Annotated in this window: 14 protein-coding genes and 1 pseudogene; 8 read left to right on the top strand and 7 right to left on the bottom strand. The window is 69.1% G+C overall.

The features are described 5' to 3' along the window. Positions 1 to 80: 80 nt before the first annotated feature. From kstR to AB0M45_RS28290, 5 genes and pseudogenes are all read left to right on the top strand, one after another. Positions 81 to 731 carry a cholesterol catabolism transcriptional regulator KstR gene (gene kstR / locus AB0M45_RS28310; protein WP_364335458.1) on the top strand — a complete coding sequence of 217 codons (651 nt, stop codon included), beginning with the start codon at positions 81 to 83 and terminating at the stop codon, positions 729 to 731. Between the two features lie 256 nt (positions 732 to 987). Next, positions 988 to 3,561, top strand: coding sequence for a trehalose-phosphatase (otsB, locus tag AB0M45_RS28305; RefSeq protein WP_364335456.1), 2,574 nt, complete (start codon positions 988 to 990; stop codon positions 3,559 to 3,561). 217 nt (positions 3,562 to 3,778) lie between these two features. Then, positions 3,779 to 4,603: a zinc ABC transporter substrate-binding protein gene (locus AB0M45_RS28300; protein WP_364335454.1), complete on the top strand. Its 825-nt coding sequence runs from the start codon at positions 3,779 to 3,781 to the stop codon at positions 4,601 to 4,603. Positions 4,604 to 4,607: 4 nt separating this feature from the next. Continuing rightward, a pseudogene (locus tag AB0M45_RS28295) lies at positions 4,608 to 5,471 on the top strand (ATP-binding cassette domain-containing protein); the annotation flags it as partial. 377 nt (positions 5,472 to 5,848) lie between these two features. Beyond that, on the top strand, positions 5,849 to 6,718 hold the full coding sequence (locus AB0M45_RS28290) for a metal ABC transporter permease (RefSeq protein WP_364335452.1): 870 nt from the start codon (positions 5,849 to 5,851) through the stop codon (positions 6,716 to 6,718). Between the two features lie 275 nt (positions 6,719 to 6,993). Here the strand turns inward: AB0M45_RS28290 and AB0M45_RS28285 are convergent, their stop codons facing one another. Further along, complete coding sequence (locus AB0M45_RS28285; RefSeq protein WP_364335450.1) at positions 6,994 to 7,149, bottom strand: hypothetical protein; 156 nt, start codon at positions 7,147 to 7,149, stop codon at positions 6,994 to 6,996. 107 nt (positions 7,150 to 7,256) lie between these two features. Here AB0M45_RS28285 and AB0M45_RS28280 point away from each other — a divergent pair, with 107 nt between their 5' ends. Together AB0M45_RS28280 and AB0M45_RS28275 are read left to right on the top strand one after the other, a co-directional pair. Beyond that, the gene (locus tag AB0M45_RS28280) at positions 7,257 to 8,429 is read left to right on the top strand and encodes an acyl-CoA dehydrogenase family protein (RefSeq protein WP_364335448.1); all 1,173 of its coding nucleotides are present in this window, start codon (positions 7,257 to 7,259) and stop codon (positions 8,427 to 8,429) included. Positions 8,430 to 8,483: 54 nt separating this feature from the next. After that, entirely contained in the window at positions 8,484 to 9,293 is an 810-nt protein-coding gene (locus tag AB0M45_RS28275) for an enoyl-CoA hydratase-related protein (protein WP_364335446.1), read from the top strand. Positions 9,294 to 9,607: 314 nt separating this feature from the next. Here AB0M45_RS28275 and AB0M45_RS28270 read toward each other — a convergent pair whose 3' ends face one another. From AB0M45_RS28270 to carD, 6 genes are all read right to left on the bottom strand, one after another. After that, positions 9,608 to 9,916, bottom strand: coding sequence for a DUF4190 domain-containing protein (locus AB0M45_RS28270; protein WP_364335444.1), 309 nt, complete (start codon positions 9,914 to 9,916; stop codon positions 9,608 to 9,610). 492 nt (positions 9,917 to 10,408) lie between these two features. Next, positions 10,409 to 11,389 carry a 23S rRNA (guanosine(2251)-2'-O)-methyltransferase RlmB gene (rlmB, locus tag AB0M45_RS28265; protein ID WP_364335442.1) on the bottom strand — a complete coding sequence of 327 codons (981 nt, stop codon included), beginning with the start codon at positions 11,387 to 11,389 and terminating at the stop codon, positions 10,409 to 10,411. Then, entirely contained in the window at positions 11,389 to 12,795 is a 1,407-nt protein-coding gene (gene cysS / locus AB0M45_RS28260; RefSeq protein WP_364335440.1) for a cysteine--tRNA ligase, read from the bottom strand. The genes rlmB and cysS overlap by 1 nt, the downstream gene beginning before the upstream one ends. Before the next feature lie 64 nt (positions 12,796 to 12,859). Further along, the gene (gene ispF / locus AB0M45_RS28255; protein WP_040773300.1) at positions 12,860 to 13,327 is read right to left on the bottom strand and encodes a 2-C-methyl-D-erythritol 2,4-cyclodiphosphate synthase; all 468 of its coding nucleotides are present in this window, start codon (positions 13,325 to 13,327) and stop codon (positions 12,860 to 12,862) included. Positions 13,328 to 13,329: 2 nt separating this feature from the next. Continuing rightward, positions 13,330 to 14,118 (bottom strand): 2-C-methyl-D-erythritol 4-phosphate cytidylyltransferase, encoded by a 789-nt coding sequence (gene ispD / locus AB0M45_RS28250; protein WP_364335438.1) that lies wholly within the window; start codon positions 14,116 to 14,118, stop codon positions 13,330 to 13,332. Positions 14,119 to 14,121: 3 nt separating this feature from the next. Further along, complete coding sequence (gene carD, locus AB0M45_RS28245; RefSeq protein ID WP_011206964.1) at positions 14,122 to 14,610, bottom strand: RNA polymerase-binding transcription factor CarD; 489 nt, start codon at positions 14,608 to 14,610, stop codon at positions 14,122 to 14,124. Positions 14,611 to 15,071: 461 nt separating this feature from the next. On the opposite strand from carD, the gene AB0M45_RS28240 reads away from it, so the two are divergent. After that, positions 15,072 to 15,794: a hypothetical protein gene (locus AB0M45_RS28240; protein WP_364335567.1), complete on the top strand. Its 723-nt coding sequence runs from the start codon at positions 15,072 to 15,074 to the stop codon at positions 15,792 to 15,794. Positions 15,795 to 15,955 lie beyond the last annotated feature (161 nt).

The raw sequence follows: 15,955 nt of genomic DNA, 5'->3' as shown, positions 1-15,955 counted from the left end.
GAAGTCAAGAGACCATCGCCGCCGCGGCGGACCGCGCCACGCGGCCGACGAAACGACGTTTCCGGAAAGGACTTTCATCGATGGCCAGTCCGTCCCGTTCGCAGCCAGCCGACCCGAGCGCGGCACCGCCCGCCGCAACGGTCACCACGCTCAGTGAGGACGAACTGAGCTCGGCGGCGCAGCGCGAGCGGCGCAAGCGGATCCTGGACGCGACCTTGGCGCTGGCGTCCAAGGGCGGTTACGACGCGGTCCAGATGCGGGCGGTGGCCGAGCGCGCCGACGTCGCGGTCGGCACGCTGTACCGGTACTTTCCGTCCAAAGTGCACCTGCTGGTCTCGGCGCTCTCGCGCGAATTCGAGCAGATCGAGGGCAAACGCAAGCCGCTTGCCGGGCAGACTCCGCAAGAGCGCATGCACCTGCTGCTGACCCAGATCACCCGGATGATGCAGCGCGACCCGCTGCTCACTGAGGCCATGACCCGTGCGTTCATGTTCGCCGACGCCTCGGCCGCCGCCGAGGTGGACCGCGTCGGCAAGGTGATGGACCGGGTGTTCGCGCGCGCCATGAACGACGGCGAGCCCACCGAACGGCAGCTGGCCATCGCACGGGTGATCAGCGATGTGTGGTTGTCCAATCTGGTCGCCTGGCTGACCCGGCGCGCCTCGGCCACCGACGTCACCGAACGCCTGGAACTGACCGTCGACCTCCTGCTCGGCGAGCGCAACCAGTAACGGACGACGAGCGACGCGAGCGCACCTCGAGCGAATTCGACGCCCGGCCGCCACGCCGGGCTCGAATTGCCCTTGTCCTGCGACGAAGCTCACCCGCCGCGATCGCGTTGCCGTTAGCTGGGCGGATCTGTTGGACGCGAGATCAACACGTGCGTTATCGTGCGCACGCGGACCGGCGCTCTTCTGTGCGGCAAATTCAACCCAGTATTGTTTTGGCCGCCCCCTGAAAAAATCCTCCGATCACTAGGTTGGATGCGTGAGCGCACAGGATCTGCCACTGGAACTTCGCCGTGCACTGTCGACGGTCGCGCGCGTGCCACGGCTGCTGGTCGCATCGGACTACGACGGGACACTCGCGCCCATCGTGTCCGACCCGGCCAAAGCCTTTCCCCATCGGGAATCGGTGAGCGCGTTACGGGCACTCGCCGGCCTCACCGGTACCACCGCCGCCGTGATATCCGGGCGCGCGTTGCGCGATCTCGCGGCGCTGTCGCGCCTGCCGGTCGAAGTGCAACTGATCGGCAGCCACGGCTCGGAATTCGACGTGGGCTTCGTCCACGCGATCGACAACGACGCCAAGCATCTGCTCCAAGAGTTGCAGTCGGCCCTCAGTAAGATCGCCGCGGAGAATCCCGGCGTCACGGTCGAGATCAAACCGGCGAGTGTGGCCCTGCACGTGCGCAACGCGAGCCCGGAGATCGGGCATCGCGCGCTGTCGCAGGTCCGGCTCGGCCCGGCGTGCTGGTTCGGCGTTCAGGTCACCGAGGGCAAGGCCGTCATCGAGCTGGCCGTGGTGCAGACCGACAAGGGCACCGCGCTGGACACCGTGCGCCACCAGGCGGGAGCGTCGGCCGCGGTGTTCTTCGGTGACGACGTGACGGACGAAAAGGCGTTCCGGGTGCTGTCGGGGCCGGACGTCGGCATCAAGGTCGGCGAGGGCGAGAGCCTGGCCAAATTCCGGGTGGACAGCACCGAGGCCGTGTCCCGCGCGCTGGCCTACCTGCTCGAGGAGCGGCGCACCTGGCTGGCCGGCGCGAGCGCCCCGCGCATCGAGCGGCTGACCATGCTGGCCAGCCCGCGCTCGGTCGCGCTGCTCACCCCGGACGCCACGGTGACCTGGTTCTGCCATCCGGAACCGGACTCGGCCGCGGTGTTCGCGCACCTGCTCGGCGGCCCGCAGGGCGGACACTTCACCATCGAGCCGGAGCGGCCGGGACTGCCGCTCTCGCAGCGTTACGTCGACGGCACGATGACCGTCGAAACCCGGTGGGCGAGTTTGCAAGTCACCGACTACCTGCCGCACGACGTCGCGCCCACCCGCACCGATCTGACCAGGGTGATCACCGGCGACGCGAAGGCCGTGGTCACCTTCGCCCCGCGCCCGGAGTTCGGCCAGGTTCCGGTGAACCTGGAAGCCCAGGACGGCGGGCTGCGGGTGTACGGCACCAACGATCCGATCGTGCTGCGGTCCCCCGGCGTGCAGTGGGAGATCGTCACCGACGGGACCCATGAGTCCGCACGGGCCGTGGTGGACCCTTCCCGCGGCCCGATCGTGCTCGAATTGCGCTGCGGCACCCAGGATCTCGGACCCGCCCAGACCAGTGAGGCGGAACGGCGGCGCCAGGCCGAGCGCTACTGGTCGGAATGGGCCACGCAGCTCACACTGCCTCCGCTGAAGCCCGACCTGATGAAGCGCTCCGCGCTCACCCTGCGCGGCCTGGTGCACGCCCCGTCCGGCTCGATCCTCGCGGCGGCCACCACCTCGCTGCCGGAGGACATCGGCGGCGTGCGCAACTGGGACTACCGCTACTGCTGGCTGCGCGACGCCGCGCTGACCGCGTCGGCGCTGGTCTCGCTCGGCTCGCTCGCCGAGGCAGAGGATTTCCTCGGGTGGGTGCACCGGGTGCTGGAGACGATCCCCGGACCCGAGCGCCTGCACCCGCTGTACACGCTCTACGGCGAGACGCTGCCGCCGGAGGCATCGATCGACCAGCTCCCCGGCTATGCGGGCTCGCGCCCGGTGCGCGTCGGCAACGCGGCGAACATGCAGGTGCAGCTGGACGTCTTCGGTCCGATCGTCGATCTGATCGCGACGCTGGCGCACGCCAGGGAGCTGCGGGGCGTCACCGATCCGACGGGCGTCTTGCCGGACGCCGACTGGGAGCTGGTGTGCGCCATGGTCTCCGCCGTGCAGCGCCGCTGGCAGGAGCCCGACCACGGCATCTGGGAGATCCGCGGCAACCCGCGCCACCACGTGTACTCGAAGGTGATGGGCTGGCTGACCGTCGACCGGGCGCTGACCCTGGCGCAGAAGTTCGATCGCGGGGTCGACCCGGAGTGGGCGGTGCTGCGCGACACCATCGCCGACGAGGTGAAGGCCAAGGGCTGGAACGACGAGGTGCAGTCCTACACCGCGGCCTACGACGGCACCGACCTGGACGCCGCGACCCTGCACATCGGGCTGAGCGGCCTGATCGATCCGTCCGACCCGCGGTTCGCGGCGACCGTCGTTGCGACCGAGGCCGAGCTGCGCAGCGGTTCGACCGTGTACCGCTACCACCACGACGACGGACTGCCCGGCGGCGAGGGCGGGTTCCACCTCTGCGCGGCCTGGCTGGTCGAGGCGTACCTGCTGATCGGGAAGCGCTCGGACGCCGAGGCGCTGTTCGCCCAGCTGGTCGACGTCGCAGGCCCGACCGGACTGCTCAGCGAGGAGTACGACCCGGTGGCCGAACGCTCGCTCGGCAACCACCCGCAGGCCTACAGCCACCTGGGCCTGTTGCGTTGCGCGCAGCTGCTCGGACAGCCGGTGGAGGCCGCGCTGGTCTGACGGAGCAAACCGCTCGAGGGCCCGTGAACGAGGAATCGTTCACGGGCCCTTGGTCTTCGAATTCCACGGCGGGCGCCGCATCCTACCGTTTGACGAGATTGCTAGAGTTAAACGGGAACGATTTCCATTACGAACTGCCGGACTGCCAGGAGTACCCCACGTGAACACCCGATTTGCCATGAGATGCGTAAGCCTCGCCGTGGGGGTCGCCTCAGCCATGACACTCGCCGCCTGCGGCGACTCGACCGCCTCGGACCGGCCGACCGTCGTCGCCTCCACCGACGTCTGGGGCGACATCGCCGCCGCCATCGCCGGTCCCGACGCCACCGTTCGGTCGCTGATCACCGATCCGTCCGCCGACCCGCACTCGCACGAGACCTCGGCCGTGGAGTCGGCCGAGCTCAGCGACGCCGACCTGGTGATCTACAACGGCGGCGGTTACGACGAGTTCGCCGAGAAGGCGGTGGCGGGCACGAACAAGCGCACCGTGGACGCGTTCGCCGCTCGGGTCGACAAGAGCGACGAGAACGAGCACATCTGGTACGACGTGCGCACGGTCGGCGTGGTGGCCGACGGAATCGCGACCCAGCTCGGCGAACTGGACCCGGACAAGGCCTCGGCTTACGCCGAGCGCGCGAAGGCGTTCAAGGACCGACTCGCCGCGATCACCGCCATCACCGGCAAGCTCGCCGCCGAGCATCCGAAAACGCCGGTGCTGCAGACCGAACCGCTCGCGCACTATCTGCTGGTCGCCGCCGGGGCCGATGACCTCACCCCGCACGAGTTCCAGGAGGCCATCGAGCAGGAGACCGACCCGGCGCCCGCGGCCGTCGCGGCCACCCAGGACCTGCTCACCGGCAAGCGGGTGCGCGCGCTGATCTACAACGTGCAGACCGAGGACAAGATCACCAAGGACCTGCGGGGCACCGCGCAGAACGCGGGCGTCAGGGTGGTCGAGGTGACCGAAACCCTGCCCGACGGCGTGGATTACATTCAGTGGCAAACGAAGAACGCGCAGGCGCTGGCCACCGCGTTGGGCTGAGCAGATGAACAAGGGAGCCGCACTGACCGAGCACACCGACCGGGTCGACCGGCGGCGAGCGAGCCGCGAGGACGACTCGGCCGTCGTCCGGCTGGAGGCGGCCCAATTGTCCTTCGGAGATCGAACTCTCTGGCAAGGACTGGATCTCAGCGTCGCTCCAGGCGAATTCGTCGCCGTTCTCGGGCCGAATGGATCGGGCAAGACCTCCCTGCTGAAGGTGTTGCTCGGCCAGCTCGGGCTCAGCGCGGGTACGGCGCGGATCGCAGGATCCCCCGCGCGCACCGGCAATCACGACATCGGCTATGTGCCGCAACAGAAGACGATCGACGCCGGGGTGCAGTTGCGCGGCGTAGATCTCGTCGGCCTGGGCGTCGACGGGCACCGATGGGGGCTCGGGCTGCGCTCCCGCGCCGAACGCAAGCGCAAGGTGGCCGCGGCCATCGCCGACGTCGGCGCGCAGCACTTCGCTTACGCGCCACTGGAATCCATGTCCGGCGGCGAGCAGCAGCGACTGCGGGTGGCGCAGGCCTTGGCCGGCGACCCGAAGGTGCTGCTGTGCGACGAGCCGCTGCTGAGCCTGGATCTGGCCAACCAGCGACTGGTCGCCGATCTGATCGATCGGCGGCGGCGCACCCACGACACCGCCGTGCTGTTCGTGACGCACGAGATCAATCCGATTCTGCCGCTGGTGGATCGGGTGCTGTACCTGGTCGACGGTCAATTCCGGATCGGAACGCCCGACGAGGTGATGACCTCGGCGGTCCTGTCCGAGCTGTACCGGACCGAGGTCGACGTCCTGCGAGTGCGCGGGCGTTTAGTGGTCGTCGGCACCGGCGACACAATGGACGCGCTCGGCACCGCGGGCGGGCACTGCCACGGTGCGACGGGCGATGGGTTCGCGCCCGGCGTCTCCGCATCGGACGGCGCGTCGCCGTCCGGATCGAGCGATCCGGCGTCGCACAGCGCAGCGTCCAGGGTCGCGCAACCTGGCGATGCGAGAGCCGACGGCGGTACGCCCGTCAAGCCGGCACCGAATGGCCCGGTGACCGATACCGCACATTCGGACAACCCGGCACAGAGCGACTCGGTGACGGGCGACGCGACAACGACCGGCCCGGCGACCGCCGGAACGACTTCGGTTGACACCGCGCCGCCTATTTCCACTACCGGCGCGGCCGACCTGGTCGACGGCGACGGCAGCGCAACCCCGGCGGTGGCGCAGCCGGATCCGAGCGGGGTGCCCTCGTGATCGACAAGCTTTCCGGCGTCCTCACGAAAATGCTGGACTTCGGCACCACGGCGAACCTGCTGTCCTACGGCTTCGTCCAGCAGGCGTTGCTGGCCGCGGCTCTGCTCGGGCTGCTGTCCGGGGTGATCGGTCCGCTGATCATCAGCAGGCAGATGTCCTTCGCCGTGCACGGCACCAGCGAGCTGTCGCTGACCGGCGCCGCCGCGGCGCTGCTGGCCGGTATCGGGGTGGGCCTCGGCGCCATCGCCGGGTCCGTGGTCGCCGCGGTGCTCTTCGGTCTGCTCGGCACCCGTGCGCGGGAGCGCGATTCGGTGATCGCGGTGGTGCTCTCGTTCGGGCTTGGGCTCTCGGTGCTGTTCCTGTGGCTGGGGCCCGACCGCGCGGGATCGAAGTTCTCGCTGCTCACCGGCCAGGTGGTCAGCGTCGGCAACAACGGCCTCGGGCTGCTCGCGGTCTGCACGGCGGGGGTGATCGCGGTGCTCGGGTTCGTCTACCGGCCGCTGCTGTTCGCCAGCTCCGATCCGGAGGTGGCGGTGGCGCGCGGGGTCCCGGTGCGGGCGCTGTCCATCGTGTTCGCCGTGCTCCTCGGCATTACGGCGGCATTCGGCGTGCAGATCGTCGGGGCGCTGCTGGTGCTCGCGCTGCTGATCACCCCGGCCGCCGCCGCGGCCCAGCTCACCGCGAATCCGCTGCGGGCCACCGTGCTCGCGGTGGTGTTCGCCGAAGTCGCCGCGGTCGGCGGCATCCTGCTGTCGCTGGCGCCGGGCGTCCCGGTCTCGACGTTCGTCACCACGATCTCGTTCCTGATCTACCTCGGCTGCCGCGTGCTGGGCCCCCGCAACCGCCGCCTCGCTCGCGCTCGCTGAACGGCATGCCGGAAGCAGCATCACCCAGTGCGTAAAGGCTTCGACCCGTGCGCCGGAAGGCTGCCCGAACGCCCTGGCTGCCGTGACGTCGCTGCGGACAGCTCTACCTCGGCGACTGCGGCGTGATCGCTGCGATCACGATGGACGCAGCTGTCTCGGGACCCCGTCACACCGCAGCGTGTGCTCGGTGAGGGTCTCGGGCACCCCGACGGGTCACTCGCCGTCGGCGGCGGCGGCTCCGTGCACCAGCCGGGCGTTGCTCGAGGCGAGTGCGATCAGCAACTGAGCGAGGTGGTGAAGGTCAGCACGGCGCGGTCCTTCTCGTCCGGCTCGCGCGCGCCGCGATGGCCCTGGTTCTCGATGACCGCAACCACGTGCAGGTCGCGCGGACCTGGTGCTGAGCGGAGATCAGCCGTATCAGACCAGATCACGGGCCGTACAGCTCACCGAGAGTCTTTTGATGGCAGCCGCCTTCAGTCACTGCGGGCAGGTTTCGTATGCTCGACCCATCGCGCCCCCGAACGAATGGTGACCAACGATGATCGACTTCGCGATTCCTGCCGAGCTCGCCGCCGAACGCGACCGAGTCCGCCAATTCGTCATCGACAAGATCGTCCCGTTCGAGCGGGACCCTCGCCTCACCGCGCACGGACCGACCGATGATCTGCGCCAGGAGCTCGTCGAACTCGCCCGCGCCGAGAAGCTGCTCACCGTGCAGGCTCCCGAATCGCTCGGCGGACGCGGGCTGTCCCACCTCGAACAGGCGGTGATCTACGAGGCGGCGGGCTGGTCCACGCTCGGCCCGATCGCGATGAACTGCGCGGCGCCCGACGAGGGCAACATGTTCCTGCTGTCCAAGGTCGCCGACCCGGACCAGGTGCGGCGCTATCTGGCTCCCGTTGTCGCCGGACATCAGCGCTCGGTGTTCGCCATGACCGAGCCCGACGGCGCCGGATCCGACCCGGCCCAGCTGGCCACCGAAGCCACCTTCGACGGTGAGAACTTCACCGTCAACGGCCGCAAATGGCTGATCACCGGCGCAAACGGCGCGAAGACCTGGATCATCATGGCCCGGCTTGCGCCCAACCCGCATCTGCCAGAAGGCCCTACGCTGTTCCTCACCGACGGCGACCAGCCCGGTATCGTCATCGAACGCACGATGAACACCATGGACCGCAACTACGTCGCCGGGCACGGCGTTGTGCGCTTCGACAACCTGGTCCTGCCCAGGGAAGCGCTGCTCGGCGAGGCCGGCCAAGCGCTGCGCTACGCCCAGCTCCGGCTGGCGCCGGCCCGCCTGACCCACTGCATGCGCTGGCTCGGCGCGGCCGAGCGCGCACAGAGCATCGCGGTGGAACACGCGCGCACCCGCACCGCGTTCGGCAAGCCGATCGGCGAGCACGAGGGCGTGTCGTTCATGTTGGCGGACAACGAGATCGCGCTGCACCAGTGCAGGCTCACCATCTGGCACGCGTGCTGGCTGATGGACAACGGCGAGAAGGCGCGGCACGAGAGTTCGATCGCGAAGGCGTTCGTCTCCGAGGAGCTGTTCCAGGTCGCCGATCGATGTGTGCAGGTGCTCGGCGGCATCGGTATCAGTGACGAGACCGTAGTCGAGATGATCTTCCGGGACATGCGCGCCTTCCGGCTCTACGACGGACCCACCGAAGTGCACAAGTACGCCATCGGACGCAAGATCCTGCGCAGATAGCCGAAAGATTTCCGGCCTGGGGCGAGCTGCCCCGGTCGGCTAACATCCTTGGGCATGAGTTCGGAACTGCACGTCGATGTCTCCAAAGGTGTCGCCGTGCTCACGCTCAACCGGCCCGCTCAGCAGAACGCCTTCACCCCCACGATGGCCGCCGAACTGGGTGCCGCCCTGCAACGCTGCGATGTGGAAGACGCCATCCGTGCCGTCGTCGTCACCGGCACCCCGCCCGCGTTCTGCGCGGGCGCAGACCTATCCCATCGGGTCGGCGAGGTCAGCGCGACCATCGATCCGCCCCCGTGGCGGGTGCGCAAACCCGTGATCGCGGCGGTGAATGGACACGCGGTGGGCATCGGCCTGGCCCTCGCCCTACAGTGCGACCTGCGGTATATGGCGCGCGACGCGGTGTACGGGCTCAACCAGGTCCGCCGCGGCGTCGTGGCCGACGGATACGCGCACTGGACGCTACCGCGCCTGATCGGTATGGCGAATGCCGCCGACATCATGCTGACCGGACGCACCTTCGACGGCGAAGAGGCGAAGGCGATGGGCCTGGCGAACAGCTGCTTGCCCGGCAGTGAGGTGCTACCGACGGCGCTCGCGGTCGCGCACGACATCGCCAATGGCTCGGCCCCGCTGCCGGTCGCGCTATCCAAGCGGCTGCTATGGGAGGGCCTCCGGATGAACCCGGCCGTGGTCGGTCAGCTGGAAACCGACCTCAACCAGCACGCCGCCAACAGCATCGACGGCGGTGAAGCCATGGCCGCGTTCCGGGATCGCCGACAGCCCAGTTGGTCCGGCAGTGTCAGCACGGAATGGCCCGCCTGGGACGCCACCGGTGAGCGCGAGAGGCCCAGCCTGGACTAGGCGGTTGCCTCGCCTGCGCTCGGCCCAGCACAGGCTTGTGGACGAACGTCGCCCGACTACGCCGTCGCTGCGGCAACCTCAGCCTCGGCTCGGCCCGGCACAGGGTTATGACGAATTCCGTCCGCTGCGCCGTTTCCGCGGCAACGTCAGCCTCCGCTCGGCACCGACGCAGGCTATGGACGGATTTCGTCCGGCTCCGCCCCCTCCGGCCTCACCTCGGCCACGTATGGAGTTCGGACGGACTCCGTCCGAACTCTCCGCAGGTGTCGCGGCCTACCCTCGGGCTGTCTACGGACTTCGTCCGCCTGCGCCCCTCATGCGTTGCCGCCGAGCAGCATGAACAGGAACAGCAGCGCGAAGATGATCATGAAGACGGTGCCGATGATGCCCAGGATGTAGCCCACCATCACCTGGGCCCGGCCGCCGTACGGCTGGACAGGACCGGTGCCTTTCGCGGCCGCTTCGAGAGAATCCTCGATGTCGTTGAGCGCACGCCGACCCAGTGCCCATGCCACCGGCCCCAGCACGCCGCAGCAGAGGACACTTCCCGCGCCGAGGAACAACACCGCCGAAGCGTTCGGATGCTCGACCGGCTGCCCGATAGGCTGATTGGGTATCACCACCAGCCAAATTCTAGGCTCCCCCGCCTCTCCGCGTCTTCAGGCCGTACTAGTTGAGTGGCGGGTGATTCGCGTTCAGGTCCCGCGTCGAGTGCCGTGTCCGTTCTGGGCGTGCCCGATGAGTTACCCATGTGCTCACGAAATCGGTTGTTGCGCAACGTTATTCGAGCTGCCGTTGGTGCCTACAGGCCGGGCTGAAGTCGGCAGGGTACGCGGTAACTATCGGAACCGACGAGACACGCGTCCGCCGGGTGCGGCATGAGTTCGGCGGCATCGAACAACTGGCGAATGGGCCCTGCGCTCAAATCTGGTGTTGCTGGGTGCTTCGGCGACCAACCCGGCTACGACCGAAACGTCGAGTCATCCCAATGCACCGGCCATCGGAATGGACAGGATCGCATGGCAGGTCTCCCGGACCAGGCCTTGCCTCCCGAGCCGACCACAGTCACGGTCGCCCCGAAGCGCGCATGTCAGCGGGCTGACGGGCTTCCGCGATCAAATACGGCGCTGCCGGGCTACTTCCGAGAGCACCACACCGGCGGCGACCGAGGCGTTGAGCGATTCCACCGGACCGGCCATCGGGATGGACAGGACGGCGTCGCAGGTCTCGCGGACCAAGCGGGACAGGCCCTTGCCCTCCGAGCCGACCACGATCACGGTCGGCTCGCGCCCGTCGAACTCGTCCAGGGTGGTATCGCCGCCCGCGTCCAGGCCGACGATCTGAACCCCTTGCGCCGCCCAATCCTTCAGCGTGCGCGTCAGATTCGTCGCGCGGGCGACCGGGAGCCGAGCCGCGGCGCCCGCGCTGGTGCGCCAGGCCACCGCGGTGACGCTCGCGCTGCGTCGCTGCGGAATCAGTACCCCGTGGCCGCCGAAGGCCGCCACGGAACGGATCACCGCGCCGAGGTTGCGCGGGTCGGAGATGTTGTCCAGCGCGACGAGCAGCGCGGGAGTCACCGAGTTCCGCGCCCGGTCGAGCAGGTCGTCCGGATGAGCGTAGCGGTACGGCGGCACCTGCAACGCGACGCCTTGGTGCAAACCGTTGGCGCTCAAACGATCCAGATCGGTGCGCGGCACCTCCAGGATGGAGATGCCCGCGTCGGCGGCGATGCGCACGCTCTCGGTCAATCGGTCGTCGTTCTCCGTGCCGACCGCGACATACAGCGCGGTCGCTGGCACGCCCGCCCGCAGACACTCCACCACCGGGTTGCGCCCGAGCACCAACTCCGGACCGTCATCGGTCCTGCGGCCGGCGGGCCGCGCTGCGGTACCACCGCGTGCGGACGAACGACCTTGGGCGGCCTTGGCTTTCGCGGCCGCCCGCTTGGCGGCGGGATGCTTGGTACGCTGCTCGGCGGGCGGCGTCGCGCCGCGCCCCTCCAGCCCGCGCCTGCGCTTGCCGCCGGAGCCGACCACCGCGCCCTTCTTGGTGCCGCCCTTGCGAACCGCACCTCGACGCTGCGAATTGCCTGCCATCACTTGGCCTTTCCGGATTGCGGTGCGCCGAGCGCCCATTCGGGACCGTTGGCGGTGTCGGTGACCTCGATGCCCGCGGACTGCAATCGATCGCGCACGGCGTCGGCCATGGTCCAGTCCTTCGCGGCCCGCGCCTGCTGGCGACGGTCGAGTTCCGCGCCGACCAGCACGTCGAGTGCGCCGAGCGCGGCCGAGGAGTCGCTCGGCGCGTACCAGTGCGGGTCGAACGGATCGACGCCGAGGACACCGAGCATGGCGCGCACCTGGCCGGCCAGGTCGCGGGCCGAGTCGATCGCGCCGACCTCCAATGCCTTGTTGCCTTCGTGCACGGCGCGGTGGATCTCGGCCAGCGCTTTCGGCACCGCGAGATCGTCGTCGAGGGCGGCGGCGAACGCGTCGGTCCACTTGCCGACCGGGATCTCCCCGGCCCGGTCGAACACCCGGTTCACGAACGCCTCGATGCGCTGATAGGACTGGGCGGCGTCGTACAGTGCCTTGTCCGAGTACTCCAGCATCGAGCGGTAGTGCGCGCTGCCCAGGTAGAACCGCAGTTCGACGGCGCGGACCTTTCGCAGCACGTTCGGCACCGACAGCACGTTGCCCAGTGACTTGGACATCTTCTCCCCGCCCATGGTCACCCAGCCGTTGTGCAGCCAGTACCTGGCGAAGCCGTCGCCGGCGCCCTTCGACTGCGCGATCTCGTTCTCATGGTGCGGGAACACCAGATCCATACCGCCGCAATGAATGTCGAACTCCGCGCCGAGATAGAACCCGGCCATGGCGGAGCACTCCAGGTGCCACCCGGGGCGGCCCGGCCCCCACGGCGACGGCCAGGTCGGCTCGCCCGGCTTGGCGGCTTTCCACAGGGTGAAGTCGCGCGGGTCGCGCTTGCCCTCGCCCGCGCTCTCGCCCTGGTGCACGTCATCGAGCTTGTGGCCGGAAAGCTTTCCGTACTCGGGATAGCTCACCACGTCGAAGTAGACATTGCCCGCCGAGGCGTAGGCATGCCCCCGATCGATCAGCCGCTGCATCATCTCGACCATCTGGGTGATGTGGCCGGTGGCGCGGGGCTCGGCGGACGGTGGCAGCACCCCGAGCTGCTCGTAGGCGCGATCGAAGGCGCGCTCGTGCGTGGCGGCCCATTCCCACCACGGCCTGCCCGCCTCGGCGGCCTTGGTCAGGATCTTGTCCTCGATATCGGTGACGTTGCGGATGAACCAGACGTCGTAGTCGTGCGCGAGCAGCCAGCGTCGCAGCACATCGAACGCGACTCCGCTGCGCACATGGCCGATGTGCGGCTCGCCCTGCACGGTGGCGCCACAGAGGTAGACCGAAGCACGGCCGGGGACCAGCGGCGCGAATTCGCGCACGGTCCGCGTGTCGGTATCGAAGAGGCGCAACGTCACGGCAGTCGATCCTAGCTGGTGTTCAAGGGGGTTCACGGACCGGCTCTGGTCCGCCGGAGCAGGATCAACGACAGGCTTGCAGCAGGGCCGTCGCCACAGCGGCGACACCCTCACCGCGCCCGGTCAGCCCGAGACCATCGGTGGTGGTGCCGGACACCGAAACCGGGGCGCCGAGCAGTTCGCCGAGCACCTGTTGCGCCTCGGCGCGCCGGGGACCGATCTTCGGCCGATTGCCGATCACCTGCACCGCCGCGTTGACCACTTCGAAGCCCGCTTCGCCGAGCAGCCTGCGCACTTCCTTCAGCATGGCCGCCCCGGAGACGCCTTCCCATTCCGGCCGACCGGTGCCGAACACCGCGCCGACGTCGCCCAGGCCGGCCGCGGACAGCAGCGCGTCGCACAGCGCGTGCGCGGCGACGTCGCCGTCGGAGTGGCCCGCGCAGCCGTCGTCGCCGTCGAACAGCAGACCAGCCATCCAGCAGGGCCGGCCGGCCTCGATGGGGTGGACGTCGCTACCGATGCCGACGCGCATGGTCATGGCGCCACCTCGCTGGCGCTCGGCGCCGCCATGGCGCCCTGGATCGATGGTTCGCTCGCAAGCTCGCTCACCACCCGGCCGATCTCCGCGCCGTCCAGCACCGCGTTGGCGAGCAGGAGGTCGAGCGGAGTGGTGATCTTGAAAGCCAGCGGATCGCCGGGAATGGTGGTGACCACGGCGCCGAGCCGCTCGACCAGCCCCGCGTCATCGGTGGCCTGGATGCCTTCGGTCGCGTAGGCGGAGCGCAGCAGATCGGCCGCGAAACCCTGCGGCGTCTGGATGGCACGCAGTTGGGCGCGATCAGGAGTGCCGGTGACCGCCCCGGTCGCATCGACCGACTTGATGGTGTCGGCGACCGGGAGCCCGGGAATCACGGCTGATCGCCCCGCCCGCAGCTGCGCGGCGACCCGGGCGATCAGCCCGGGAGGCGTGAGGGCGCGGGCGGCGTCGTGTACGAGAAAGTAGCCCGCGTCGGGCGCGGCGGCGATACCCGCACGCACCGAGTCGATGCGTTCGGCGCCGCCGACGACCACGTGGACCGAATCCGAGGGCGGCAGCAGGGCAACGGCGCTGTCGACGAGCTCGGTGGGAACCATCACGATGATCCGATCCACCGCGCCGGAGGCGATCAGGCCTTCGACGGCGAGCCGGACCATGGGCGTGCCGCCGACCGTGACGAACGCCTTGGGCATCGATTCGCCCAGACGTACGCCACGACCGGCGGCAGGCACCAGAGCAACGACGGGTCCGCTGGTGGAACGGACACCGTTGTCAGGTGTGTTCACGGGTCAGGAAGCCGCGGCGAGGACCTCATCGAGCAGGGTCTCGGCCTTGCCGTCATCGGTGCCTTCGGCCAGCGCGAGCTCACCGACCAGGATCTGCCGAGCCTTGGCGAGCATGCGCTTCTCACCCGCGGAGAGGCCGCGGTCCTGCTCCCGGCGCCACAGGTCGCGAACGACCTCGGCCACCTTGTTCACATCGCCAGAGGCGAGCTTCTCCAGGTTGGCCTTGTAGCGGCGAGACCAGTTGGTCGGCTCCTCCGTGTGCGGCGCCCGCAGAACCTGGAAGACCCGATCGAGACCCTCCTGGCCGACGACGTCACGCACGCCGACGTATTCGGCGTTCTCCGCGGGAACCCGAACAGTCAGATCGCCTTGGGCGACCTTCAGGACCAGATACTCTTTTTGCTCACCCTTGATGGTGCGAGTCTCGATTGCTTCGATCAGCGCCGCTCCGTGGTGGGGGTAAACGACGGTGTCTCCGACCTTAAAAATCATGTGTCCCGTGCCCCTTTCGATGTTCACAGTTTAACATGCGACTCGATAACGGCGCGATCAACTGTGCAGGTCAGGGCCACAACGAGGCGACCGTGGGGCTTGACAGAAGCCAGGCGGTGTGCATTACGTTGTGCCAGAACGGGTTATCTCCCGGCTCGGTTGCCCCCGCTGCCGCGCCCGCGGCCCGGCACCGTCTCCGCAACCTCCGAAGCTCGACCGAACTGTTACCCGCGCGCGGGGGTGTCGACGCGGGCATGCCCGCGCCCGACCCGGCACCGCTGCGGAGCCGACTGGCACGGCGTCGGGGCACGTTGGCACAGCCCCCACGCCTGGGCCGCTGAGAGAACTACTACGCTGCCTAGTTACTACGCTCCCGCGCGGAGCAGAGCCCGGTCGACATGGAGGGACAACCCGTGACTGCCCTGAAAGCTGTGACCGCCCCGAAGGGGGCGCGACGTCGCATGGTGACGGTTGCCGCACTCGCCGCCGGAGCGGCGATCGCGCTGTCCGGCTGCGGCGCGGGTCAGATCTCGCAGACCGCGGAGCAGGTCGCCGCCGTGAACGGCAACTCCGCCGACGTCGGCGACCTCGCGCTGCGCAACGTGCACATCGTCTACCCGGCCGAGGGCACCTCGTACACCAACGCCAAGGGCGGCAAGGCGGTCATCGCCCTGTCCATCATCAACAACAGCGAGTCCGTCACCGACGAGCTGGCCAGCATCACCACCGACCTGGGCACCGTCAAGATCACCCCGGCCGCCGGGAAGTCCGGCGTCCAGCTCGCCCCGCAGCAGACCGTCGTCGCGGGTACCCACCCGGTCAAGCACGCCGCGCCGACCACCACGACCGCGGCACCGACGACGACCGCGGCGCCGACCACCACGGCTGGAGCACCGACCACCACGGCGCGCACGACCGCGCCGACCACCACCGCGGCCGATTCGCACGGTGCGGACGACCACGGCGCCCAGCCCGCCGCCGACCCCGAGGCCAACCCGATCCTCATCGAGATCACCGGCCTGACCAAGGACATCACCCCCGGCCTGACCTACAACGTCTCGTTCAACTTCAAGCAGAACGGCACGGTCCAGGTTCAGGTCCCGGTCGACGCGGGCCTGCACACCGAGCGGCACGAGTCCGACAAGTCCGGCCCGGCCGAGGGCGAACACAAGGGCGGTCACTGAGCCCTGTCCGATTTGCAGCGCCTGCGGCGCTACGTGTTCGCGGCCCCCTTTTGGCCGCGAACGGGGAATGCTCGGTCTCGCTGACACGAAAATAGTGGTGACCACAAGCTGGTGACGGCGTGCGGGGTCGGCCCGCCGTTGTTGTGGTGGGGTGCGGGGTC

Source organism: Nocardia sp. NPDC051787 (genome assembly GCF_040681325.1).
Taxonomy (GTDB): Bacteria; Actinomycetota; Actinomycetes; order Mycobacteriales; family Mycobacteriaceae; genus Nocardia.
This window is presented reverse-complemented; position numbering and strand designations above follow the sequence as displayed.